At 40.7% G+C, this 21,994-nt stretch carries 21 protein-coding genes and 1 pseudogene; 17 read left to right on the plus strand and 5 right to left on the minus strand.

Annotated features, from left to right (window positions below; genetic code table 11):
- Positions 1–468: 468 nt before the first annotated feature.
- From phnF to HC725_RS12865, 11 genes are all read left to right on the plus strand, one after another.
- Positions 469–1,164 carry a phosphonate metabolism transcriptional regulator PhnF gene (phnF, locus tag HC725_RS12815; protein WP_190332214.1) on the plus strand — a complete coding sequence of 232 codons (696 nt, stop codon included), beginning with the start codon at positions 469–471 and terminating at the stop codon, positions 1,162–1,164.
- Positions 1,165–1,632 carry a phosphonate C-P lyase system protein PhnG gene (phnG, locus tag HC725_RS12820; protein WP_190332215.1) on the plus strand — a complete coding sequence of 156 codons (468 nt, stop codon included), beginning with the start codon at positions 1,165–1,167 and terminating at the stop codon, positions 1,630–1,632.
- A 59-nt stretch (positions 1,633–1,691) separates the two neighbouring features.
- On the plus strand, positions 1,692–2,363 hold the full coding sequence (phnH, locus tag HC725_RS12825) for a phosphonate C-P lyase system protein PhnH (protein ID WP_190332216.1): 672 nt from the start codon (positions 1,692–1,694) through the stop codon (positions 2,361–2,363).
- The gene (locus HC725_RS12830; RefSeq protein WP_190332217.1) at positions 2,354–3,484 is read left to right on the plus strand and encodes a carbon-phosphorus lyase complex subunit PhnI; all 1,131 of its coding nucleotides are present in this window, start codon (positions 2,354–2,356) and stop codon (positions 3,482–3,484) included. Before phnH ends, HC725_RS12830 begins: the two co-directional genes overlap by 10 nt.
- On the plus strand, positions 3,477–4,427 hold the full coding sequence (locus tag HC725_RS12835) for an alpha-D-ribose 1-methylphosphonate 5-phosphate C-P-lyase PhnJ (protein WP_274601405.1): 951 nt from the start codon (positions 3,477–3,479) through the stop codon (positions 4,425–4,427). Before HC725_RS12830 ends, HC725_RS12835 begins: the two co-directional genes overlap by 8 nt.
- A complete protein-coding gene (gene phnK / locus HC725_RS12840) occupies positions 4,421–5,254 on the plus strand; it encodes a phosphonate C-P lyase system protein PhnK (RefSeq protein ID WP_190332218.1) in 834 nt (277 codons plus the stop codon). Before HC725_RS12835 ends, phnK begins: the two co-directional genes overlap by 7 nt.
- Before the next feature lie 3 nt (positions 5,255–5,257).
- Positions 5,258–6,028 carry a phosphonate C-P lyase system protein PhnL gene (phnL, locus tag HC725_RS12845; RefSeq protein WP_238928499.1) on the plus strand — a complete coding sequence of 257 codons (771 nt, stop codon included), beginning with the start codon at positions 5,258–5,260 and terminating at the stop codon, positions 6,026–6,028.
- A gap of 12 nt (positions 6,029–6,040) precedes the next feature.
- Positions 6,041–7,174, plus strand: coding sequence for an alpha-D-ribose 1-methylphosphonate 5-triphosphate diphosphatase (gene phnM, locus HC725_RS12850; protein ID WP_190332219.1), 1,134 nt, complete (start codon positions 6,041–6,043; stop codon positions 7,172–7,174).
- Positions 7,174–7,770, plus strand: a complete 597-nt coding sequence (gene phnN / locus HC725_RS12855; protein WP_190332220.1) for a ribose 1,5-bisphosphokinase — start codon at positions 7,174–7,176, stop codon at positions 7,768–7,770. The genes phnM and phnN overlap by 1 nt, the downstream gene beginning before the upstream one ends.
- 14 nt (positions 7,771–7,784) lie before the next feature.
- Complete coding sequence (phnP, locus tag HC725_RS12860; protein WP_190332221.1) at positions 7,785–8,573, plus strand: phosphonate metabolism protein PhnP; 789 nt, start codon at positions 7,785–7,787, stop codon at positions 8,571–8,573.
- Between the two features lie 195 nt (positions 8,574–8,768).
- Positions 8,769–9,482: a GntR family transcriptional regulator gene (locus tag HC725_RS12865; RefSeq protein WP_190332222.1), complete on the plus strand. Its 714-nt coding sequence runs from the start codon at positions 8,769–8,771 to the stop codon at positions 9,480–9,482.
- Positions 9,483–9,503: 21 nt separating this feature from the next.
- Here HC725_RS12865 and HC725_RS12870 read toward each other — a convergent pair whose 3' ends face one another.
- Entirely contained in the window at positions 9,504–10,703 is a 1,200-nt protein-coding gene (locus tag HC725_RS12870; RefSeq protein ID WP_190332223.1) for an enolase C-terminal domain-like protein, read from the minus strand.
- A gap of 281 nt (positions 10,704–10,984) precedes the next feature.
- Between HC725_RS12870 and HC725_RS12875 the strand changes: the two genes are divergently transcribed.
- A complete protein-coding gene (locus HC725_RS12875; protein ID WP_446751369.1) occupies positions 10,985–12,391 on the plus strand; it encodes a PTS transporter subunit EIIC in 1,407 nt (468 codons plus the stop codon).
- A gap of 122 nt (positions 12,392–12,513) precedes the next feature.
- Here the strand turns inward: HC725_RS12875 and rlmF are convergent, their stop codons facing one another.
- Entirely contained in the window at positions 12,514–13,593 is a 1,080-nt protein-coding gene (gene rlmF / locus HC725_RS12880; RefSeq protein ID WP_190332224.1) for a 23S rRNA (adenine(1618)-N(6))-methyltransferase RlmF, read from the minus strand.
- 183 nt (positions 13,594–13,776) lie between these two features.
- On the opposite strand from rlmF, the gene HC725_RS12885 reads away from it, so the two are divergent.
- Positions 13,777–14,172 carry a DUF1090 domain-containing protein gene (locus HC725_RS12885; protein ID WP_190332225.1) on the plus strand — a complete coding sequence of 132 codons (396 nt, stop codon included), beginning with the start codon at positions 13,777–13,779 and terminating at the stop codon, positions 14,170–14,172.
- 130 nt (positions 14,173–14,302) lie between these two features.
- Here HC725_RS12885 and HC725_RS12890 read toward each other — a convergent pair.
- A pseudogene (locus tag HC725_RS12890) lies at positions 14,303–14,824 on the minus strand (LysR family transcriptional regulator); the annotation flags it as partial.
- A 130-nt stretch (positions 14,825–14,954) separates the two neighbouring features.
- Between HC725_RS12890 and HC725_RS12895 the strand changes: the two are divergent.
- Positions 14,955–15,866: a DMT family transporter gene (locus HC725_RS12895; RefSeq protein ID WP_190332245.1), complete on the plus strand. Its 912-nt coding sequence runs from the start codon at positions 14,955–14,957 to the stop codon at positions 15,864–15,866.
- A 101-nt stretch (positions 15,867–15,967) separates the two neighbouring features.
- Here the strand turns inward: HC725_RS12895 and HC725_RS12900 are convergent, their stop codons facing one another.
- Positions 15,968–16,864, minus strand: coding sequence for an EamA family transporter (locus HC725_RS12900; RefSeq protein WP_086960236.1), 897 nt, complete (start codon positions 16,862–16,864; stop codon positions 15,968–15,970).
- 164 nt (positions 16,865–17,028) lie between these two features.
- Here HC725_RS12900 and HC725_RS12905 point away from each other — a divergent pair, with 164 nt between their 5' ends.
- Positions 17,029–18,408, plus strand: a complete 1,380-nt coding sequence (locus tag HC725_RS12905) for an aminotransferase-like domain-containing protein (RefSeq protein WP_190332226.1) — start codon at positions 17,029–17,031, stop codon at positions 18,406–18,408.
- A gap of 216 nt (positions 18,409–18,624) precedes the next feature.
- On the opposite strand, the gene HC725_RS12910 is transcribed toward HC725_RS12905, so the two are convergent.
- Positions 18,625–18,963: a cytosolic protein gene (locus HC725_RS12910; protein WP_190332227.1), complete on the minus strand. Its 339-nt coding sequence runs from the start codon at positions 18,961–18,963 to the stop codon at positions 18,625–18,627.
- Between the two features lie 357 nt (positions 18,964–19,320).
- Between HC725_RS12910 and HC725_RS12915 the strand changes: the two genes are divergently transcribed.
- Positions 19,321–20,784 carry a GGDEF domain-containing protein gene (locus HC725_RS12915; RefSeq protein ID WP_190332228.1) on the plus strand — a complete coding sequence of 488 codons (1,464 nt, stop codon included), beginning with the start codon at positions 19,321–19,323 and terminating at the stop codon, positions 20,782–20,784.
- A gap of 255 nt (positions 20,785–21,039) precedes the next feature.
- Positions 21,040–21,513, plus strand: coding sequence for a GNAT family N-acetyltransferase (locus tag HC725_RS12920; protein ID WP_190332229.1), 474 nt, complete (start codon positions 21,040–21,042; stop codon positions 21,511–21,513).
- Positions 21,514–21,994 lie beyond the last annotated feature (481 nt).

The following is a 21,994-nucleotide window of genomic DNA, read 5'->3' on the forward strand; positions in this document are numbered from 1 at the left end:
GTTTAATGTATTGCCTCGCCCTAAAATATGTTGACGATTCTTGTTAAGCCAGTAATCGAAAAGGTGCTGGCTTTTTTTTGAGACATTTGTTCCCTCCTAAATAAGGTCAGGTCGACACTTTCAAAGGAAATAATCGTCATCCTGAATAGTGAGGTACGAACGTAGTTCAGGATCTCTCGCTGTCTATTGAAACTTAAATTATCACTTATCACCATCTTCTCTTGTAAACACACTCCATGAATCTTCTATGAAAAACAGGTCTAGACAAGTTAACTACAAAGACCATTTCCTACCATATAGACAAATAAAATCAATTGGTTAACCTGACAACAAGTTGTTTCTCTACACTTTTACGACATAAAACAGCCATGTAACTGTCACATTTCACCATCAATATGGGCTCTAGTTACAAGCTAAGGAGTGAATTTCTTGGTTTGTCTAGATGAGTGATTAGGGAGCAGGAATGCTATGTCGGTATATTTAGAGATCGCCCATACGTTAGAACAAGAAATTACCACCGAATACTTAGGTGGCGATTATCTGCCATCGGAGAAAATGCTGGCGGAACGCTTTGCTGTGAACCGTCATACTATTCGTCGTGCGGTAGATGAATTGGTAGTGGTGGGTAAGGTTCATCGACAACAAGGGAAAGGTTGCATGGTGTTATCACAACCTTTGGCTTATCCGCTGCATGCGCAAGCTGCGTTTACCAGTAACTTGTTAGAGCAAGGCTCGCATCCTCGCAGTGAAGTATTAGAGTCGCACTTGATTCATGCTAATTTCGATTTAGCCAAGCAGCTTAATGTGGATCTGGATAGTCGCATTATTCATATTCGTACTCTACGTAAAGTTGATGGCTGTCCGATTGCGGTCATTGAACAGTACTTTGCCAATCTTAATTGGTGGCCAGTGCTACAGAACTTTAAATCGGGATCATTGCATCAATTTTTACGTGATCATTTAGGAGTGACCTTAACACGCAGTAACACTCGAATCGGCGCACACTCCCCAAATAATTCAACATGCCGCTTATTGCAAATTACCCCTTCATTGCCGTTACTCACGGTAAAAACTCTCAATGTGATCAGTGGAACGGAAACGGTAGCGGAATATTCCAGCTCCAGTACTCGTTCTGATCTGATGGAACTGGTTGTGGATCACTAAATGAATACTCATGAATTAAACAATAAAACCAAAACGTTGCGCCAATATTGGATGTCGGTACTCGCGACCACGGACTTCGAACGATTATCGGATCTTTGGCAAGCTCAATCTTTTACGCCTGATTACCAGCTAATCCGTGCACCAGAAATCGGGTTGGCTCAAGTTCAGGCTCGAATGGGAGGAACGGGAAATCGTTTCAATGTGGGCGATATTACGGTAACGCGTTGCGTGGTGAAGTTAGCGAATGGGGATCTAGGTTACAGCTACTTATCGGGTCGAAACAAAGCCCATGCGGAGTTGGCGGCGGTGATTGATGCTTTGATGCAATCGCAAACCTACCAACACGAATTAATGCTGAGTCTTATTGAGCCGCTGCAAACGCTTCGCGATCAAAAGCATCAGCAACGTCAACAACAAGTGGCGAGCAGTAAAGTGGATTTCTTTACTTTGGTACGTGGCGACGATTAACGAATAGTGTTTATTTTAATCACACATTTTCCTCATTTACGGATTATTCAGGAGGCCACATGAGCGCAATACACGCTGGATTTGGCGATACGATACACGACAGCCAATACTGTTTTAGACAATTACTGACCGCAATGTCACAACCCGGAACCTTTGTAGATCTTAATTTAGTACAAGGTTTCGGTGACATGATGGACGCATCGACTCAAATATTACTCGCCTTAGCGGATAGCAGTACGCCGGTATGGCTGTCGACGCAGTTTGAACATGATGAGGTAGCGAAGGCCAATCTCAGTTTTCATCTAGGCGCTGAATTATTGATATCTCAGCAAGGGGATCCTCAGAAGAAAGCCAGTTTTGCCTTAATTGGCTTAAAAGATATGGCTGAATTTGATTGGGCTAAAGCGCAGTTCTATGTGGGCAATGAAGAGTATCCCGATCGTAGTACGACTGTCATTGTCGAAGTTTCAGGGCTGTCGGATCAAGCAACTAATCATCAGTTATCCAGTCAATCATCTTCACCTTGCATGACTTTACGCTTATCTGGCTCGGGGATTGAAGGTGAATCTCTTATATCGATTGAGTCGAATTCATCACAATCACTGCAAGCGATGCTATCTCATCGAAAAAATAGCCGCTTTCCATTGGGACTAGATTTTATCTTGGTGTGTGGTTCGAAAGTGGTGGCATTACCGCGTTCAACAAAAGTGGAGATTTTCTCATGTATGTAGCGGTGAAAGGGGGCGAAAAAGCGATTAAAGCTGCCCATCAATTGCAAGCACAAAAGCGTCGTGGTGATACCGCATTCGCAGAGTTATCAGTAGCGCAAATTCGTGAACAGTTATCCGGATCAGTGGATCGCGTGATCAATGAAGGCGGTATTTACGATAAAGATCTCGCCGCCCTTGCGATTAAACAAGCGGCGGGGGATTTGGTGGAGGCGATTTTCTTATTGCGCGCTTATCGCACCACATTATCTCGGTTTTTGATTTGTGAGCCAGCCGATACTACCGAGATGCGAATTGAGCGTCGTATTTCTGCCGCTTATAAAGATGTACCAGGAGGGCAAATTCTCGGCCCAACTTATGATTATACTCATCGTTTATTGGATTTTACTTTAATGGCGGAGGGAGAAAGTTCTCAATCTGTTCAGCAATTAAAAGTCACCGATTCGGATATTGAACAGAGTGAACAAGAAGAAAGCACGGTGAGTCCACAAGTGCTATCGATGCTAGAAAACTTAGACTTGATGGTGAGGGAAGCCGATAACCAACAAGCGCCAGAAGACATCACTATGCAGCCTGTGAATTACCCAAGTGATCGTTCTGCGCGCTTGCAAAATCTCGTGCGTGGCGATGAAGGATTTCTGTTGTCTTTGAGTTATTCCACCCAGCGTGGTTATGGTCGCAATCATCCGTTTGCTGGCGAAATTCGCAGTGGTGAAGTGACGCTTTCTATTTGTCCTGAAGAATTGGGTTTTAGCATTGAGATAGGCGATATTGAACTGACCGAATGCCAAATGATTAATGGTTTTGTGGGCTCGAAAAGCGACAAAGCCAAACTGACCCGTGGTTATGGGTTGACCTTTGGTTTTACGGAACGCAAAGCGATGTCAGTAGCATTAATGGATCGAGCTTTGCAAGCACCTGAATATGGCGAAGCGGTCGATGGCCCAGCGCAAGATGAAGAGTTTGTATTAGCTCATGCCGATAACGTGGAAGCCTCTGGTTTTGTTTCGCATTTGAAACTGCCGCATTACGTTGATTTCCAATCTGAATTAGCGTTATTACGAGAAATGCACAAAGAGCATGATGCGAGAGAAGAGCAACATGGAGGCTGCGCAAATGACTAATCAAGTAACCGCTAATGCATCTGTTTTAAAAGTATCAGATGTAAACGGACTGGCTTCAAATGAATCAGTTATCTATGAAGTCGATAGAAAGAGTGCCGGAATAAACGACTCTGGCTACAACTACGGTTATCTCGATGAGCAAACCAAACGAATGATCCGTCGTGCATTATTAAAAGCGGTGGCTATCCCCGGTTATCAAGTGCCATTTGCAGGGCGTGAAATGCCGATGCCTTATGGTTGGGGAACGGGAGGAGTACAGATCACCGCCACCATTATTGGTCGAAGTGACACGTTAAAAGTGATCGACCAAGGCGCAGATGACACTACCAACGCAGTCTCGATTCGCTCATTCTTTGAAAATATTGCCGATGCCAACACCACTGAAAAAACTGCGGAGGCTAGTATTATTCAGACTCGTCACCGCATTCCTGAAACGCCAATGCAAGCCGGGCAGATTTTGGTCTATCAAGTGCCAATTCCCGAGCCTTTACGCTTTATTGAGCCAAGAGAAACGGAGACGCGCAAAATGCATGCACTGCAAGAATATGGTGTGATGCAAGTAAAACTGTACGAAGACATTGCGCGCTTTGGGCATATTGCTACCGCGTATGCCTACCCAGTCAAAGTCAATGACCGCTACATTATGGATCCGTCACCGATCCCTAAGTTTGATAACCCAAAAATGGACAACATGCCTGCGTTGCAACTGTTTGGCGCAGGGCGAGAAAAACGTATTTACGCCATTCCGCCTTTTACCAAAGTGAAGAGTCTCGACTTTGACGATCATCCTTTTGAGATCCAGAAGTGGGATGAACCGTGCAGCATTTGTGGCGCGACTGATACCTTCTTAGATGAAATTATTATCGATGATCAAGGTGGCAGTACTTTTGTATGTTCTGATACTGATTATTGCCGCCAAAATGGGGAGAACACCCAATGTTAAGTTCAATACAAAACACTCAATCTGGGGTGGAGCAAGCGTTATTGAAAGTCCAGAACTTGAGCAAGCTTTATGCTCTGGGTAAAGGTTTTAGTGATGTGTCTTTTGAGCTATATCCGGGCGAAGTCTTGGGTATTGTCGGCGAGTCTGGTTCTGGAAAAAGCACCTTACTGCAATCGATCTCAGGGCGTTTAAAGCCCGATAACGGTGAAGTGTTGTATCTGCAAACCGGCAGTGATGAGGCAAATCAAAACAGCATAACGCAGCTAGAAAGTTTGTACGAGATGGCAGAGAGTCAGCGTCGTCATTTATTGCGTACCGAGTGGGGCGTGGTGCATCAGCACCCAATGGATGGCTTGCGCGCGCGAGTATCGGCTGGTGGCAATATTGGCGAGCGTTTAATGGCAGTCGGTGAGCGTCATTATGGTGAGATTCGAAATAAAGCATTGCAATGGCTGCAAGATGTCGAAATTCCAGCGGATCGTATTGATGGCATGCCAACAACGTTTTCTGGCGGCATGCAACAAAGGCTACAAATTGCTCGTAATTTGGTGACGCACCCAAAGTTGATTTTCATGGATGAACCGACTGGCGGATTGGATGTGTCGGTACAAGCTAAGTTGCTCGATTTATTGCGCCGTTTAGTGAATGAATTGGATCTCGCAGTCGTCATTGTGACGCACGATTTAGCCGTGGCACGTTTATTAGCCCACCGATTGATGGTGATGAAGCAAAGCAAAGTGGTGGAAAGTGGTTTAACCGACCAAGTGCTAGACGATCCGCAGCATCCTTATACTCAACTGCTTGTTTCTTCGGTTTTACAAGGATAAATCATGATGAATAATCAGCAACCAAATTCGTTACATAAGCTAATGCTAAAAGTGCGAGGTGTGAGCAAAACCTTCGTTTTACATAATCAAAGTGGTATTCAATTGCCAGTGTTGAGCCATGCCAACTTAGAGGTTCATCAAGGTGAATGTGTAGTGTTACATGGACATTCCGGATCGGGAAAGTCGACCTTACTGCGCGCGTTATATGCCAATTATTTGGTCGACAGTGGTTCGATTGAAGTAAAGCATCAAGATCAATGGGTTGATATGGTTCAAGCAACGCCACGATCGATTTTAAACATTCGCCGTCATACGATTGGATGGGTGAGCCAGTTCTTAAGGGTGATCCCTCGCATCAGTGCATTAGAAGTGGTGATGCAGCCGATGATTGAGATGGGCGGCGATCGTCAACAAGCCGAGCAAAAAGCCAAAACTTTATTGAGCCGTTTGAATGTAGGTGAGCATTTGTGGCATTTAGCACCAGCAACCTTCTCTGGTGGCGAACAGCAGAGAGTCAATATTGCGCGTGGCTTTATTTGGGATTATCCCATTCTATTATTAGACGAACCGACCGCGTCACTGGATGCCAAAAATAGCGCGGTGGTGGTGGAGTTAATTCAAGAAGCCAAGCAACGAGGCGCTGCTATTGTGGGGATTTTCCATGATGAAATTCACCGTACCCAAGTCGCCGATCGTTTGTATCACATGAGCGCTCAAGTCAATTCAGACTCGGACAGTACCCCAATAACCGACGACATTACTGCTTCTGCTTAAGGAAAAACTAACATGATTATTACCAACGTTAATTTAGTATTGCCAAATGAAGTGGTGAAAGGTTCGGTCGAGGTTATTGATGGTGAAATTCGTAGTATGTCGAATACCTTAAGTCAGTTGCCACAAGCGATTGATGGTAATGATGGTTTCTTGATGCCAGGTTTAATTGAGCTGCATACTGATAATCTTGAGAAGTATTTTGCGCCAAGGCCCAAAGTCGATTGGCCACCATTATCGGCAATGAAAGCCCATGATACTCAGCTGATTGGTGCAGGGATCACTACGGTTTTAAATGCACTTTCTTTGGGAGATCATCGAGGTAAACTGCGTCATGAGATTTTAGATAGCCAAATTGATACCGTGGTGCAAAGCCAAAAGAATGGCACCAATCGAGTTGATCACCGTTTGCATCTGCGTTGTGAAGTGCCACATAACACCACGGTAGGGATTTTCGAGCGTTATATTAATACTCCGGGAGTTCAGCTTGTTTCGCTAATGGATCACGCTCCTGGGCAGCGCCAATTTGTAAACATAGAAAAGTATCGAACCTATTATCAAGGTAAATATGGTTATAACGATGCTCAAATGGCGGAATTTGAAGCGCAACAGCGTGAGTATTCTGAGCGTTGGTCAGCGCCTAATCGTGAAGAAATTTGTGGTCAATGTCGCTCTCGTAATATTCCAATGGCAAGCCATGATGATGCAACGCAAGCCCATGCTGAAGAATCGAAAGATCTGGGTATGGTGATCGCCGAATTCCCAACCACCATGGAAGCGGCAAAAGCCTCACGAGATTTAGGTTTACACGTTTTAATGGGGGCGCCCAACGTGATTCGTGGTGGCTCGCATTCGGGCAATATTGCGGCTCATGAATTGGCAACTACTGGGGCTTTGGACATTTTGTCTTCTGATTATTATCCGGTCAGCTTATTGGATGCCATTTTTACTCTGGCACACGATCCACGAAATAAGTTGACCCTTGCCGATGCGGTGAAACTTGCCACCTTTAATCCTGCTCAATCGTTGCAATTGCATGATCGTGGCGTGATCGAAGAAGGCAAACGTGCAGATTTATTATTAACTCATTATCAGCATGGTCAGGCTTATATTGATAGCGTATGGCGTGAAGGGAAAAAGGTTTTTTAATGAATAGCCAACCGATCTTGTCTGTTCATTCAGCGCGACTATTTTATGTGATTGGGCCTTCAGGTTCAGGTAAAGACAGCGTGATGAGCTTGATCCGCGAACAATGGTCACAACATATAGTGATTGCCCATCGCTACATTACTCGAGATGCGAGTGCGGGCAGCGAGAATCACATTGCGTTATCGGCGCAAGAGTTTGAACAACGGCAGAATAAGCATTTTTTCGCTCTAGATTGGCAAGCTAATGGCCATTGTTATGGTATCGGTTGTGAGGTGGATGCGTGGCTAGCCAAAGGCGTGGATGTGATGGTGAATGGTTCGCGTGCTTATTTAGAGCAAGCACGGGATCGTTATGGTGATGCTTTGATCCCAGTGGTGATTGAGGTTGCCACTGATATTTTGAAACAGCGTTTAGCGGCTAGAGGTAGAGAGAGCCATGAAGATATTGAATTGCGATTGATCCGCGCTGAAAAATTAAAACAACAAAATATAGAAGGGGCGATCATGCTAAATAACAGCGGCGATTTATCCGATACTATATTGCCTTTTAATGATTATTATAAAACTCACTTAGAACGAGTTTTATTATTGAAATAGATAGAGGATCAATCATGAAACTCACCTTATTAGGCACGGGTAATACCGGGATGTCGCCTGTTTATGGTTGCGGTTGTATGGCGTGCAAAAGGGCGGCGAAACAGCCACAATACCGCCGTCAAAAAACTTCTGCTGTGATTGAAGGTAATGGCAAACAATTGTTGCTGGATGCTAATTGTGATGATTTATTACAACGCTTTCCTAGTGGCACGATCGACCGAATTTTATTGACCCATTATCACATGGATCATGTACATGGTTTGTTTGATTTACGTTGGGGAGTGGGAGATAAAATCGCGGTTTGTGGCCCACCAGATGAGCAAGGTTGTGATGATCTATTCAAACACTCTGGCTTATTGGATTTTCAGCTGCCATTAACTGCATTCCAGTCGTTTGAATGGCAAAACATTGAGATCACGCCATTGTCGATGCAACATTCTAAAATCTGTTTCGGATATTGTTTCAGCGTTAAAAACCAGAGTGATAATCCCATCAAACAGATAACCAAACGTTTGGCATATTTAACCGACACCATTGGATTACCACTGGAAACTAAAGAGTGGTTAATCCAGCATCCAATCGATATTTTGCTGGTGGATTGCAACTATTCTCCTGAGTACAACTTAGCCAAGAGAAACCATAATAATTTTAATGATGTGCTCGATATTGTTGCCGCTATTCAGCCTAAAACTACCCGTTTGATTCATATTAGCCATGAATTGGAATGCTGGGCTATGCAGAATCCAGAGGCGTTTAATGGTGATTTTCAGTTAGGCCGTGATAATGAGGAATTTCAATTATGACACCATCTTCAGTGCTGGCATTGGAGCGATGAAAACCATCGGAAGCATTACCTTTATTCCAGCAAAGTTGTGTATGATTTTTAGAGGCTTTTAAATCTCATTAGGGCGTCGTGTGTAATGACAAGATAGGGTGATTATGTATGGTGGATAATGTAATCTAGTGGCATCGAATCATTTCTAATCGTTAAGTTTGCTATGAAAAAACATGAAGCACTTGTGCAAGATATCGTGAGCAAAATTTTTCAAAATATTATTGATTTTAAGTTGCCCTCGGAAAGAGAATTAGCCGAAAAATATGAGCTCTCGCGTTTCTCGGTTAGGAAAGCACTGTCAAAACTTGAAGCGATTGGAATGATTAAATCTAAAGTCGGTTCTGGTTATTTTGTTAATACTTCTATTATGGGAACGCCTTTAATTTATAATTCTATTACAGAGAATAAATTTGGTGAGATTTCGTATAAAAAAATACAACTAAATAAGCGTTTACCTACAGCTCATGAGATGCAAGTTTTTTCAATTAAAAGCGATGATTATATTTGGAATGTTAAACGATTGAGACTAGTTCATGACAAAATAATTCAAATAGAAGAAGCCAAATTACCTGTTTATATATTCCCTAAAATGTCTGATGATATTATCGAAAGTTCTTTACAAAAACATGTACTATCATTGGGGTTGGAAATTGATAGCTATATTACTTCCTATAAAGCTGTTAATTTAAATCATGATGATGCACTTTTATTAAGCTGTAAAAAGTCCACTTCGGCGATGAATATTACCAATAGAGGTTTTTTAAAATCGGGAGAGGTCTTCGTTGTGAGTGATATTATTGACATTAACTATCAATGTACTTATTACACTAAATTCAATAATGAGAGCTTGCAGTATAGAAATGATAACGGCAGCTAATGGCTGCCGTTATTTTATTTGTTATGGTGTGTGGATACTACCATCAGGAAGACGACTTTGCGTCCATTCATGAGGACGATACATCACAGGAAACTCCTCGGCAGCAATAGGATCGATTTCAACACCAATACCACTTAATTCGGATGCATACAGATAACCATTTCTAGGTTCGGCTGAATTTGGGAATACTCGTTTAGTATTAGCATTGTAAGCAACGTGCTCTTGAATCGCGGCATTATGTAAATGCACATTTAGGTGAGTATTAACTGCAGCCCCAATAGGAGTCATATCCGGTGGGCAATGCCAAGCCAATCGGATGCCGAAATTTTCACATAAGTGAGCTAATTTCAATGCTGGTGTAATGCCACCAATCTGAGAAACATGACAGCGAATAAAATCGACTCGGCGATTTAAGATCATCGATTTCCACTCTTCGGGGTTGTTAAATAACTCGCCCAAAGCTAATGAAACCGATGATTGATTTCGGATGTTATCAAGCCATTCGGTTTGATTTGGTGGAAGGATATCTTCGATAAAATAAGGTGAATAGGGTTCTACTGCTTTTGCAAATTGTATTGCTTGGTTTGGAAACAAACGTTCATGCACATCATGCAGAATGTGGAATTTATTTTTATATTTCTCTCTGAGTTGTTTAAACATCTCAACAGTATTTTCAATATATTGGTCTTGATCATAATAAGAACCTTCGGTTGGGTTTTCTGCGGTATGAATATTTTCTGGCACACCACCATAAAATCCAAGTTGGCATCGAATATGTTTATAGCCTTGACCTAAATATTTATCTACTTGTTCAAATAATCCTTCTAATGTGTCACTGGCAGCATGAGTATATACAGCAATGGCATCTCTTGATTTTCCGCCAAATAATTGATGTAAAGGCATGTTGGCTAATTTGGCTTTTATATCCCATAGTGCCATATCAACACCAGATATAGCATTATTAAGAACCGGTCCATTGCGCCAATAAGCATTCACCATCATCATCTTCCAAAGATCTTCGATATTGTTCGCGTCTTTGCCTATTAATAGTGGTTTGAGATACTCATCCACCACGGTTTTAACCGCTAAAGGTCGTTGCTGAAAAGTCGCACAACCATAACCAGTAACACCTTGAGCCGTCTCAATAATAACGGTAATAAGATTATGACGGTCAGGTTTGGTAATAATACATATTACATTGGAGATAGGGTTCTTATTCACTGGATATCATCTCTTGTCTTGCTGATTTTTTTCTATATAACCGTGAAAAAATAGAGATTTCAAGAGGTAAATTTTATCAATATTTAATTGGTTCGTTAGTTGTTTCATTTACGCGATAAAAACAGACCAATTGATGAAATGAGTTGAAAATTAATATTTTTAGATGCTTTGCGTGATGTCTATCACTATTTTGTCTATTGGATTTATATTATTGCTCGATAAGATGAGCGGCATAAATAATAAAAAACACGGACGATATGATGGAATTGACAGAAAAAAAGATGAGTATCAATGATACTGCTTCTCTTAAAAAAAATAGTCTTAGCCAGCATTTAGAAAGTTTAGTAAATGCATTGGGTGGTAATGAAAATATTATTAGCATTACTCATTGCATGACGCGTTTACGATTTAAGTTGGTGGATGAATCTCTTGTCGATAAAGCAGCATTAGAAAGCATCAACGGCGTGAAAGGCGTCGTGCTTGCTCAAGGACAAATTCAAGTCGTTATCGGTGTTGAAGTAGAGGCATGGTACAACGAATTAGCAGGGATCCGTTCGGCTACCGATGAGAGTGTTACCGATAAGGATAACGGAAAACTGTTCCAAAATGCCATGCGTATTGTGGCTGGCATTTTTGGCCCTGTCGTTCCTGCTATTGCGGGTGCTGGTATGCTGATGGGCTTGTTGTCAGGCCTGATTGCAACTGACGTTATTTCTGAATCATCGGATACGGTATTTTTCTTTAGATCGATTTCTGTTGCGGTATTCTTCTTTTTACCAATGTTGGTTTCTTTCTCCGCAGCAAAGATTTTTAAAGTTAATGAATATATAGCTCTAGCGGTTGCTTCGGCAATGCTAGCACCTAAGTTATTGGAAAGGGCTGCGCAGCTTAAAGATCTAGGTAGTACGGCTGAGTTGAGTGTTTTTGGCGTTGTTCCTATTGAGTTACTAAATTATGGTGGCGCAATTGTTCCTGCGATTTTAGCCGTATGGGTATTATCAAAAATAACCCCAATGGTAGATAAACTGGTTCCATCTTCAGCTAAGCCAGTTATTACGCCATTATTGGCATTCTCTGTTACTGCTACTCTTGTGCTGTCGTTTGTCGCTCCGGCGGGAATGTGGTTGAGCAATGGGGCAGGTTGGATCGTAAGCTCGCTTTTAGAATTCTCTCCAACATTAACGGGTTTCATTTTTGGTTTAACTCGACCTATTACCATCGTGTTTGGTATTCACCACAGTATGACGCCAATTAGTTTGAACAACTTTGCCCTTTACGGTAAAGATTTATTAATGCCAATCATGTGCTTAGGAAACATGAGTATTGCTGGTGCAACGTTCGCCCTTTGGTATAAGCAGCGTAAGAGCATGTCAAAAGAGCAATCGTCCGTTACCATTGGTTCAGGTGTTACTGCCATTTTAGGCATCACAGAACCTGCTTTGTTTGGTGTTTTGACTAAGTACACTAAAGCACTGTTCACCGCAAGTTTAGCTACGGGGATTTTTGGAGCGATATCCGTCACGATGGATACTCACTTAACCAGCTATATTCTTTCATCAGTGTTTAGTTTGCCGGCTTATTTAGCGGGCGGCACACAGAACTTTATTCAAGCAATATTAGGGGTTATAGGCGTATTTGTTTTATCGTTTATCTTGACTGTTATTTTTGTCAAAGTAGATAAGCAGTAATCTAAATTATCCAGAATTCAGATTAAATAGTCCGCATGAAACGGAAAAAAGCTTACTGAACTCTCATTCGGTAAGCTTTTTGTGATTTTAAGGGCAGTATTGTTTGTAATGCGTTAGGCTAGTTAAAATTTCCAAGCCACAAAACGACTTACTTTATGTCCTTGCGCCATTGGAACCACTTTGATTTTTCTTACGCCCAATTTTTGTAGGATCTCACGTAATGCTTCCACGTTTTCAGTTTTAGAAACTAGGGTCGTGAACCAAGTAACTTGCAAAGCAAATTGGGTGCTTTCGCTGGCCATTTTTTCTAAGAAGGCAATTTCACCGCCTTCATAACATAACTCATTTTCCGTGCCCGCGAAGTTTAACACCGGTTGTTCGCTTGATTTTAATGGTGCAGATTTGCCTTTATTTAGGTTATTCACTTTACGCAGGCTGCCTTCTTTCGCTTTTTCCATTGATGCGTGGAAGGGAGGGTTACACATGGTCATCATAAATTGATCTTGTGGCTTAATAACACCATGGAAAATAGACGCTTTGTCTTGTTGTAAGCGTAGCTTTATTTTGCCATTCAGATTTTTATTAGCTTTGATCACCCATTGTGCTGATTTAATTGAAACGGGATCAATATCGGTACCAACAAACTTCCAACCATAAGATGTAGTGCCAAGGATCGGGTAAATACAGTTCGCGCCCGTACCAATATCGAGAACTACTGGCGCGCGATTTGAATTGCCGCGAGGTTCGGATTCACCGTCTTCAGGATCGGGTGATGTAGACTGTAATTCATCGAGTTGTAATTGCTGCTCTTCGGCTAATAAATCCGCTAAATAGTGAATGTAATCAGCGCGACCTGGGATCGGTGGGCATAAATGGTTTGGTGGAATCTGCCAGAAATCTAAACCGTAATAAGCTTTTAATAGCGCTTCATTTAAGGCTAGTACTGCTTTAGGGTCGCTAAAGTTAACCGAGCGATCACCATGTGGATTTAGTATTACATAAGGTATTAAGGCTGGATGAGCTTGTTCTAATACATTGAAATCATAACGACCATGATGCAGGTTATTTGGATGTAAGCCCGCGGGTTTGGCCTCAGTACTTGGATTATTTTTATGCTGAGGTTTTCCGTTTCTGCTTGGAGTGCGTTTCTGCTGATGAGAGGGCTTTGAACCGTATTTTTTTTGAGGGTTGCCAGAAAACATAAAAACTCCAATTGGTAGCTAGATTTAGCGGGCGTGAATATTAGCTTACTTTCAGATTAAAACAAAATATTAGCCATTTCATGTCACTTGCTTGTCGCCTTACTGCAACGTTAATTATTTTGGGGATATTAGTGAGGTGGATTATACTTATCAACGACATAATTATAGAGAGAGTGAATCAAAATGAAAGTTTATAAAGGCATATTAGCGGTAATGTTGACAGTAACCAGTGGTATTTCTTGGGCTCAAGATTGCAGTGAAAAAGTAGGTTGTGCAGCTAAAATTTGTAATATTGAAACTCAACTTGAAATGGCAAAACTGCATGATAATCAAGATAAAGAAGCCGGTTTAAATACAGCGTTAGAACAAGCAAAACTGCATTGTACAGATGAGGGTTTACAGTCTGATCTTTTCGATGACATCAAAGATACACAAGAAGATATGGCAGAGCATAAAGCTGACTTACAAGAAGCAATGCAAGATAATAAAGCCGATAAAATTAAGAAATACCAAGATAAAATCACAGAAGATGAGCAAGAATTAAATAAACTTCAATTAGAAGCTGCAAAGTTTAAGTAATCGTTAAAATAAGATTCTAATACTCAAGAACGATGTAAGCTACACGTTTTAATATCTATATTTTATTTGTTTACATCAAAATATAACGCCAATCGTGAATTTCGGTATCACGGTTGGCGTTTTTATTTTAGTTAGCGCAAGCAACTCTTTTCACCGATCCTAATTTTTTTGCCACTAAACCTTCCACTGGCTTATCTGTAATATGGATAACGACATCGACTTCGCCGCCGATGGGATCAATGTAGTGATCGGCTACTTTCCATTTCAATGACACATTGGGATATTGCTTAATGAACGCCAATATTATGGGCATTAGAATCTGACGAGATAAGGCTTTAGGGGCAGCAATACTCAAGTCACCCGATACATCATTTTGATTTGACTGTGCAGCATTCACCGCCTGTTTGGCTGAGTTAAGCATATCAAGACAAAGTTGAAATACTTCTTCTCCAACGGAGGTCAAACGCAATTGACGCGTGGTTCTTTCGATTAACTTCTGTTGCAACTGGGTTTCTAATTTACTGATTGAACGACTTACTGATGATGGCATTACGCCCAGTTTTATTGCTGCTTTTGAAAAACTTCCCTCTTCAATAATAGTGACGAAAGTGGCCATTTCTGGCATTAAATGCATGATTCTATTTGTGTTCACAGCGCAACTATCCTTTGCTTTATCACCATATTGTTACGGTTAAGTTACTCATTGATACTAGTCCTGTCAAAATATGGTGGTCTTCAATGTGAAGTCAGCAAGATAAATGAAAGGATTCGTTATGAATGATATGGCAGTAAAAAAACAAACGTTAAATAAAGGTGGAAGAAGGCACTTTTCTTTTCCCACATTAGAGATTTTATTGTTATTAGTGGCCATCTTTTGGGGAACCAGTTATGGCTTAACCAAGCAAGCTCTAGTGTATACGTCGGTAATGATGTTTATTGCCTTACGGTTTTCGATCACATTTCTATCATTACTTCCTATAGCGGTTAGAGATGCACAAATAGGGCGCAGTAAAGATTGGAAAGTAGCGCTGCCAACAGGAATTATTCTGGCAACAATTTTCTTATTTGAAGTCGCTGGTGTGTTTAATACGTCAGCGAGTAAAGCTGCATTTCTTATTAGCTTGTCAGTGATATTTACGGCTTTACTTGAAATGTGTATGAATAAAAAACTAATCAGTAAGACATTGTTTATGCTTATTATATCAAGTGTTATCGGTGTTTTCTTATTAACAAGTTCAAATAGCGTTGAGATGGAGTTAAATCGAGGTGATTACTTTATTTTAGTCGCTGCGATGCTGAGGGCGGTAATGGTAACTACGACGAAAAAAATCACTCAAGGTAAACAGATATCTAACATCACTCTTACTTGTGTTCAATCTTTTGTTGTCGCCGCCAGTGCAATCTGCGTGATGATCTTCAGTCATAATGTGGATCTTTCACTGCCGACATCTTCCGATTTTTGGTTGATCATTATCTATATGGTTTTGTGCTGCACCTTATTTGCTTTTTTTGTCCAAAATCATGCCGTACGCCAATTATCACCGACTAAAGTGTCTCTTCTTATGGGTAGCGAACCGATGTTTGGCGCTATTTTTGCCGTTATTTGGCTAAACGAATCTTTATCGATGATCCAAATGCTAGGCGGTGGCATTATTTTTATCAGTGTGATGATGGCTTCGATGAGTAAAAAATAAAGCTAATAAAAGGTGAGCCTATTACCATGTGATGTTGGTAATAGGCGGAATTTATATCACGTCTTACTTGAAGCCGCAGTAACGAACAATAAGCAAGAAATCTAATGCGGGCTTTTAATAGGTTGAGTTAGATTCACTGCTTTGTTCTTAGGTTTGATGATCACTAAAGCAATCCCAATTAAAAATGCGCTGCACGAGATCCATTGTGCATTTGAGAGCGATTCCCCAAATAATATGTAACCGCTTAATAAAGCAAACACCGTGGTTAATAAGGTTAAAGGTGCAAGCTGGCTCATTGGGTATTGTAAGATCATTTTATTCCAAACCCAGTAACCAAAGACCGTGGTTGGGTAGGCTTGAAATAGTACTGAAATCCATGTGTTTGAATTCCAATGTTGATAAGTGATCTCTAAAACATCAAAGCCATTAATCAGAATACTTAAAGCCACCAAAGGCACTGGAGCGAATAACATTCCCCAAACATTAAACGCAAAAGGGGACTTACAACCAGATTGCTTCATGATTACACCTGCAATTGGCCAGCACATGGCAGACACTAAAATAAATGCGGTTCCCGCCAAGCTGACATTACCATTGGTATAAATAATCGAGACGATGATCCCAACGCAAGCAATCAAAATCCCACTGAGCATGCGTGAGGAAATGGTTTCTTTATACAGCCAAACACCAACGAAAACGGTCGTGATCACATCGATTTGCAATAACACTGCCGCCATTCCTGAGGATAAGCCAAAGGTGATGGATGTTGATGCCATTCCCCAAATCCCCGTTCCAAAAACAATGCCGTAGCCAAGTAAATAGCGCCAAGGCACATTCGGTTTTCGGATAAAGAAAATAATAGGAAAGGTGGCAAATAAGAAGCGAGAAGCGGCCACCAATAATGGGTCAACATCGTTAACCCCAAGTTTGATCATGGAGAAATTAAATCCCCAAATAGCCATGACGAGCACGGTGATGAGTATGTCTCTGGTTTTCATATTGATTCCTTTCATATGTGATGAACAAACAGTGTGTCTTGTTATATTGAAAGGGTACAGATACAATTTTATGATAATTTATAGGTACAATTTAATAGTTGCACCTTAGAACATATGAACCTTAGATCATATGGCAGCCTAGAGCATATAAGGAACGAGAGCGCATGGCGAAATACAAACAGCTAGCAGAAAAGTTTATTGTGGATATTCAAACAGGAAAGTTGTCGTATGGCGATCGCATGTTGTCGCTGCGTCAATTATCTCGTCAGCATAATATAAGCTTATCGACGGCAGTGAATTGTTATGAAGAGTTGGAATCTTTAGGTTGGCTTATCTCTAAACCACAAGCGGGTTTTTATGTTTCTTCGCAACAAAGTGAAATTCAATCTCCAGAATGGCATCCTTTTACTAGTTCAGTTTCAACGTTAGCACCACAACGTTTTTCTAGCCCTAAGTTATCTGGCCCTTTAGGACGTTCCCGGTCGTCATTAGATCAAGATTCTCGTACGGCGCTAGAGAATAGTTTTAGGCGATCCATGAAACGCTCTGCTCAAAAAATAGAAGATTACCCAGAATTACAAGGTGAGAAAGTTCTGCGTGAGGCGTTAGCTAACCATTTCACTCATAATGGATTTGGTTTAAATTCAGATGAATTAGTGGTCACGCATGGTTGTATCGATGCGGTAAAAATAGCGCTAGAAGCCTGTACCAAAGCGGGTGATACCGTGGCGGTTAGTTCTCCTTGTTATGATGGCTTATTGGATCTTCTTTCTCAATTGTCATTGAATATTCTTGAGATTCCGTCGCTAAATGATGGCATCGATCTGGTGCAACTTGAAGAACACTTGCGTCTTGGCACGATACAAGCCGGTTTATTTTGTACCACGCACATGAATCCGCAAGGTATCACCATGTCGATGCGACAAAAACAACAACTGGCAAACCTTGCTAACCAATATCAAATCCCAATGATTGAAGATGATGTGTACCTTGAATTGTCACATCATAATCAAATGCCATTACCAGCCAGTTATTACGATATGCATGGCTATATGATTTGGTGCGGCTCGGTATCGAAAACTTTATCACCAAGTTATCGTGTCGGTTGGTGTCGACCGGGGCGTTATCTCGATTTAATCCTCAAGCGGTCGTTTGGTGTACCTACCTTGATTCAATTTTCGATTGCCGATTTTATTGACTCAGGAGCTTATACAAAACGCTTAAAACATCTTCGTTATCGGTTGGCTTCACAGTACCAAGAGTATCTAAATTACTTGATTGAACACTTACCAGAAGGCAGCCGAGTCACTCAGCCCGATGGCGGTTTAGTGCTATGGATACAAGTATCAAACCTGGACATTACTCAATTTAAAGAATCCGTTCAGGATGAAACACTGGATATTCGAGTCGGGCCTTTATTCACTTCATCGAATCGATATCAAGACTGCATTCGAATCAATATGGGGTTTGCATTGGATGAAAGTGTGAAGAAAGAGCTAGATAAAATGATCAGGTTGATTAAGAAGAATATAGTCGTGTACTGATTTGGGAGTAGTGGGCTTTGGTTGTTGTTATTCAATCATGATTCTGCTCTAGAAGTTGTCATTCTGGATAGCGACGAAGGAGCGTAGTTCAGAATCTTTTACATCAATGAAGCGAGGATAGAGCCCCATTCAATAAGCACTCTATTAACAAATGAAACGCTTGCGGATGAACGGTTAGGGATGCCAATTCACCAATGTCAACTTACTGAATAATTTTCAGTCCATTCGGGTAATACAAGTTTGCTCGTCATCCACAAAAGCCACAAAGCCGCCGTGATAAATAAACACCCGACCACGTCCCTCAACTAGGCAGGCAAGCTGTGGGTTAAAATCTTCTTCGTTATCCTGACGTTGAAAAGTGCCTGTATCGGTGATTACGCCGCTGAGTGTAGGTAAATATCCATAAGTGCGCTTGGCTTGATCAATTAGGCTCAATTCGCTAGCGGTAGAAAAGCATAAGGGGATCGCACCTGCTTCTTCTATAAATAGAGTTTTCAGTTCTTCAAAAGCGGTAATCACCAGCCAGTCGATGCCGTTAACATGATGGATAAACATAGAGTTTCTCGATAATTCTGATGCGGAGATTCTATCATTGCCAGGGAAAACGTAGTAGAAATTTAGTCATTAAAGGCGGTAATGCTGTGCTATTTCCGAGCATTGATGAATCAGGCTTTAGATTTAACGTTTATGTAAATAGATGAATTATATTTAATTAGCCACACCCATAATTTTTTTGAATGCTAATGGCTATATTAATTCCGATTGTGTATATGGCTTTTGTATTAATTATGAATACTTGTTCTATATGGTGTGTTGAGATTAATTAAATTTTTCACGCTATTAAATAGAGAGTATGCTAATGCCGCTTGATTCTCTTTGTCTAATAGATGATGTTTGTTTGGAATAATGGAAATGGAAAATAAGTTTGTTCTTCGTTTTTTGGTAAATGTCTCTATTATCATTGGAATTTTACTTTCCAGTATTTCTTATGAAATAACAAAGTCTAAAGATTATTTAGATTCTACGTTTTCTCGATTTGCTAGAACGTTACAAGAGATCGCTGAAGATAATGCCTCAGATGCTCAATATGCACAGTCTGTTTTAGAGAATCAATATGATATTGATATAAACCTTAATGGGCTCAATAGCGATGATATTCATTACTATGCTGATCGTAACGAGTATGGCTTTAACCAAGGTGTTTACCCAAGTGTAGCGGCCAACGGTACCTTGATCGGATATGGAAAGCCGCCAGTTGAAATTCTAGAAAATAGTAAACGGTTTTTGATTGTAGATAAGATTTGGAATAATTTCAGAAAGGCAAATCTGTTTCATAACCACTTCGTGACCAATTATAAATATCAATATGTTTATACATCTAATATTCGCAATCACTCTAGTCGAGTACGCTTCTTAACTGATGGGTTGATCTCACCAGAAAGATTTCGAGCTGGGTTGGAAAGTCATTATGAAAAAGATTTAGAAAAAGCAGGTTACTTTTTTACTTTACCGTACCCGAATTTACTGGGGAACACGGACGTGTTTTCAGTGATGACACCCTTGTATAGCAAAGGTGTACATTTTGCCGATATGGGCACAGATTTAACTTTAAATGATTTGCAAAATATCATCCACTTGTACCCAGATATAAAAAAATCGGTTCAAGTTAACTTTTTGTTCCATCATTCTGAGGTGTTTGTCCCTGTAAGTAATGCTAAATATTCATTTTTAGGTGTTTTTGATTACCAATATGATATTTCATATGTTGGTCAATTAATCGCTAATTATGACGTATCATATTTTGTTATTCAGCTATTTCCTCTGCTTTGTGTTTTAATCCTTTTATCTGTCATTTTTCATATTGGTTGGGCTTATAATCAGATGAATAATAAAGAAAAAATCAAACTACGCGAGCAGTTAACGCATGATTCAATGACAGGTTTATATAATCGTCGGATATTGGATGAGCAAGTTATCGGTATTATTGATGAATTTAATCATAATAAATCACCTGTTTGTGTGATAGCTATTGATGCCAATAAATTTAAAGAAATTAATGATACGCATGGACATCAAGTTGGGGATAAAGCGATTCAACATATCGCAAATTGCTTAAAGTTATATACTCGCTCAGTTGATTTCTGTATCCGCATGGGTGGTGATGAGTTTTTAGTTGTTCTTCCGAATCTAGATATAGATAAATCTGAAAGCATCTCTGAACGGTTAAGCATAGTTGTGAAAAGTCGCGCTATAGATGATGTTGGTGTCAATGTTTCTATTGCTACAGCTGTGGCTCAAATGTTACCCAATGAGACATTCGATGAGTTATATAAGCGAGTTGATGACCTACTATATAACCAAAAAATGAGCGATTAGGCTGCATCTATCTGTTTTGGGTAAGTAACCAAAATACCTGTGTGCATAGCCTGTTTTATATCATTATTTTGGATCGTTAGGCTAGATGGATAGTTTCCGTATGTTCACAAGCTCCACCAAAGTAAATGCTTGTTTTAGAAATAAAAGCTTGTGTTAACCTAATGCGTGATAAAAACTAGACGGATTGGATAGGTGGATTGATTCCGTCTAATAAGCGTTAGCCGACAAGCACAAATTTTAGTTATGGAGAACAAAGTGAACGTAAGGAAAGCGATCAAGCAAGACTCCGGTAAGTTGTTAGAACTCATTGGATACAAAGCAGAGTTTGACCGAAGTATGAAAGGGTTCGACGGCGAAATCTCCACGACTAAACAGAAGATTGAACGAACCTTATTTGGTGATTGTCCGTTTGCTCACGCTTTGTTATTGGAGGTTGATGGCGAAGTTCAGGGGTTCGCCTTATTTCATTATCGTTATTCCTCCTTTCGTGGTGAGCCGTCTATTTGGCTTGATGACCTTCTAGTTGTTGGTAAGAATCGCTCAAAGGGGTACGGTGCTGAACTTATGCATGCTTTGAAAATGGTTGCTGAAGAGTCGTTAACTTCTCACATTTCATGGACTGCTAGCCCTTACAATACTAGAGCACACGAGTTCTACAAAAAGTTAGGTGCAGAAGTCGAGCGTATGGATGGTCAGCGTCCGTATTTCCGTTGGGCAATGTACGGCTAACAAGCAATTTAAGAGGGATTCACAACGCTTGGCACTTTTGTTTCTACTTCAAATTTAGTGTTTATGGCACAATGCTTTAGGTTTGGGTGGAGGCGTTGTTCACCCCTTAATTGGGCGTTAGTTTGCAAAGGGCAGAAAAGCGTTTTGGTCTAAAAGCTGGGTTCTTCGTTCTAGCTATACACCTGTTATTTCCCAAAGACTTCTCATCGAAATAGGCATCTCGCGTAGCCTGTTTTTCGGTTAATTAGCTTCTGTGTTACTCATTTCTTCCGTGTTAGTAAAGTTCATTTCTCAATGTTCTTGCGCGCTGCTTCTTTGGTTTTGAAAGTTAAGTGTGAGCATTGAAAATTGCATTTGCGGTTGTCGGCATCTATGAAAATCTTCTTAGCCAAGCCCGTTTTGTTGTGTGAATTTGATATTTGTAGTTTTCAATTTTACATCTGCGTTCAAAGCCAGTAGTTTGGTAGTCAATTCAGCACCT

The organism is Vibrio sp. S17_S38 (assembly GCF_014694375.1).
Taxonomy (GTDB): domain Bacteria; phylum Pseudomonadota; class Gammaproteobacteria; order Enterobacterales; family Vibrionaceae; genus Vibrio.

What these genes read in the sequence shown, in the direction of transcription:
- HC725_RS12910 (WP_190332227.1), bottom strand. Translation starts at nt 18,963, where the DNA reads ATGTTTATCCATCATGTTAACGGCATCGACTGGCTGGTGATTACCGCT.
- HC725_RS12835 (WP_274601405.1), top strand. Translation starts at nt 3,477, where the DNA reads ATGACTAATCAAGTAACCGCTAATGCATCTGTTTTAAAAGTATCAGAT.
- HC725_RS12905 (WP_190332226.1), top strand. Translation starts at nt 17,029, where the DNA reads ATGGCGAAATACAAACAGCTAGCAGAAAAGTTTATTGTGGATATTCAA.
- phnN (WP_190332220.1), top strand. Translation starts at nt 7,174, where the DNA reads ATGAATAGCCAACCGATCTTGTCTGTTCATTCAGCGCGACTATTTTAT.
- phnM (WP_190332219.1), top strand. Translation starts at nt 6,041, where the DNA reads ATGATTATTACCAACGTTAATTTAGTATTGCCAAATGAAGTGGTGAAA.
- HC725_RS12830 (WP_190332217.1), top strand. Translation starts at nt 2,354, where the DNA reads ATGTATGTAGCGGTGAAAGGGGGCGAAAAAGCGATTAAAGCTGCCCAT.
- phnL (WP_238928499.1), top strand. Translation starts at nt 5,258, where the DNA reads ATGATGAATAATCAGCAACCAAATTCGTTACATAAGCTAATGCTAAAA.
- HC725_RS12915 (WP_190332228.1), top strand. Translation starts at nt 19,321, where the DNA reads ATGGAAAATAAGTTTGTTCTTCGTTTTTTGGTAAATGTCTCTATTATC.
- HC725_RS12900 (WP_086960236.1), bottom strand. Translation starts at nt 16,864, where the DNA reads ATGAAAACCAGAGACATACTCATCACCGTGCTCGTCATGGCTATTTGG.
- phnH (WP_190332216.1), top strand. Translation starts at nt 1,692, where the DNA reads ATGAGCGCAATACACGCTGGATTTGGCGATACGATACACGACAGCCAA.
- phnP (WP_190332221.1), top strand. Translation starts at nt 7,785, where the DNA reads ATGAAACTCACCTTATTAGGCACGGGTAATACCGGGATGTCGCCTGTT.
- phnG (WP_190332215.1), top strand. Translation starts at nt 1,165, where the DNA reads ATGAATACTCATGAATTAAACAATAAAACCAAAACGTTGCGCCAATAT.
- phnF (WP_190332214.1), top strand. Translation starts at nt 469, where the DNA reads ATGTCGGTATATTTAGAGATCGCCCATACGTTAGAACAAGAAATTACC.
- HC725_RS12865 (WP_190332222.1), top strand. Translation starts at nt 8,769, where the DNA reads ATGAAAAAACATGAAGCACTTGTGCAAGATATCGTGAGCAAAATTTTT.
- rlmF (WP_190332224.1), bottom strand. Translation starts at nt 13,593, where the DNA reads ATGTTTTCTGGCAACCCTCAAAAAAAATACGGTTCAAAGCCCTCTCAT.
- HC725_RS12895 (WP_190332245.1), top strand. Translation starts at nt 14,955, where the DNA reads ATGGCAGTAAAAAAACAAACGTTAAATAAAGGTGGAAGAAGGCACTTT.
- phnK (WP_190332218.1), top strand. Translation starts at nt 4,421, where the DNA reads ATGTTAAGTTCAATACAAAACACTCAATCTGGGGTGGAGCAAGCGTTA.
- HC725_RS12885 (WP_190332225.1), top strand. Translation starts at nt 13,777, where the DNA reads ATGAAAGTTTATAAAGGCATATTAGCGGTAATGTTGACAGTAACCAGT.
- HC725_RS12875 (WP_446751369.1), top strand. Translation starts at nt 10,985, where the DNA reads ATGAGTATCAATGATACTGCTTCTCTTAAAAAAAATAGTCTTAGCCAG.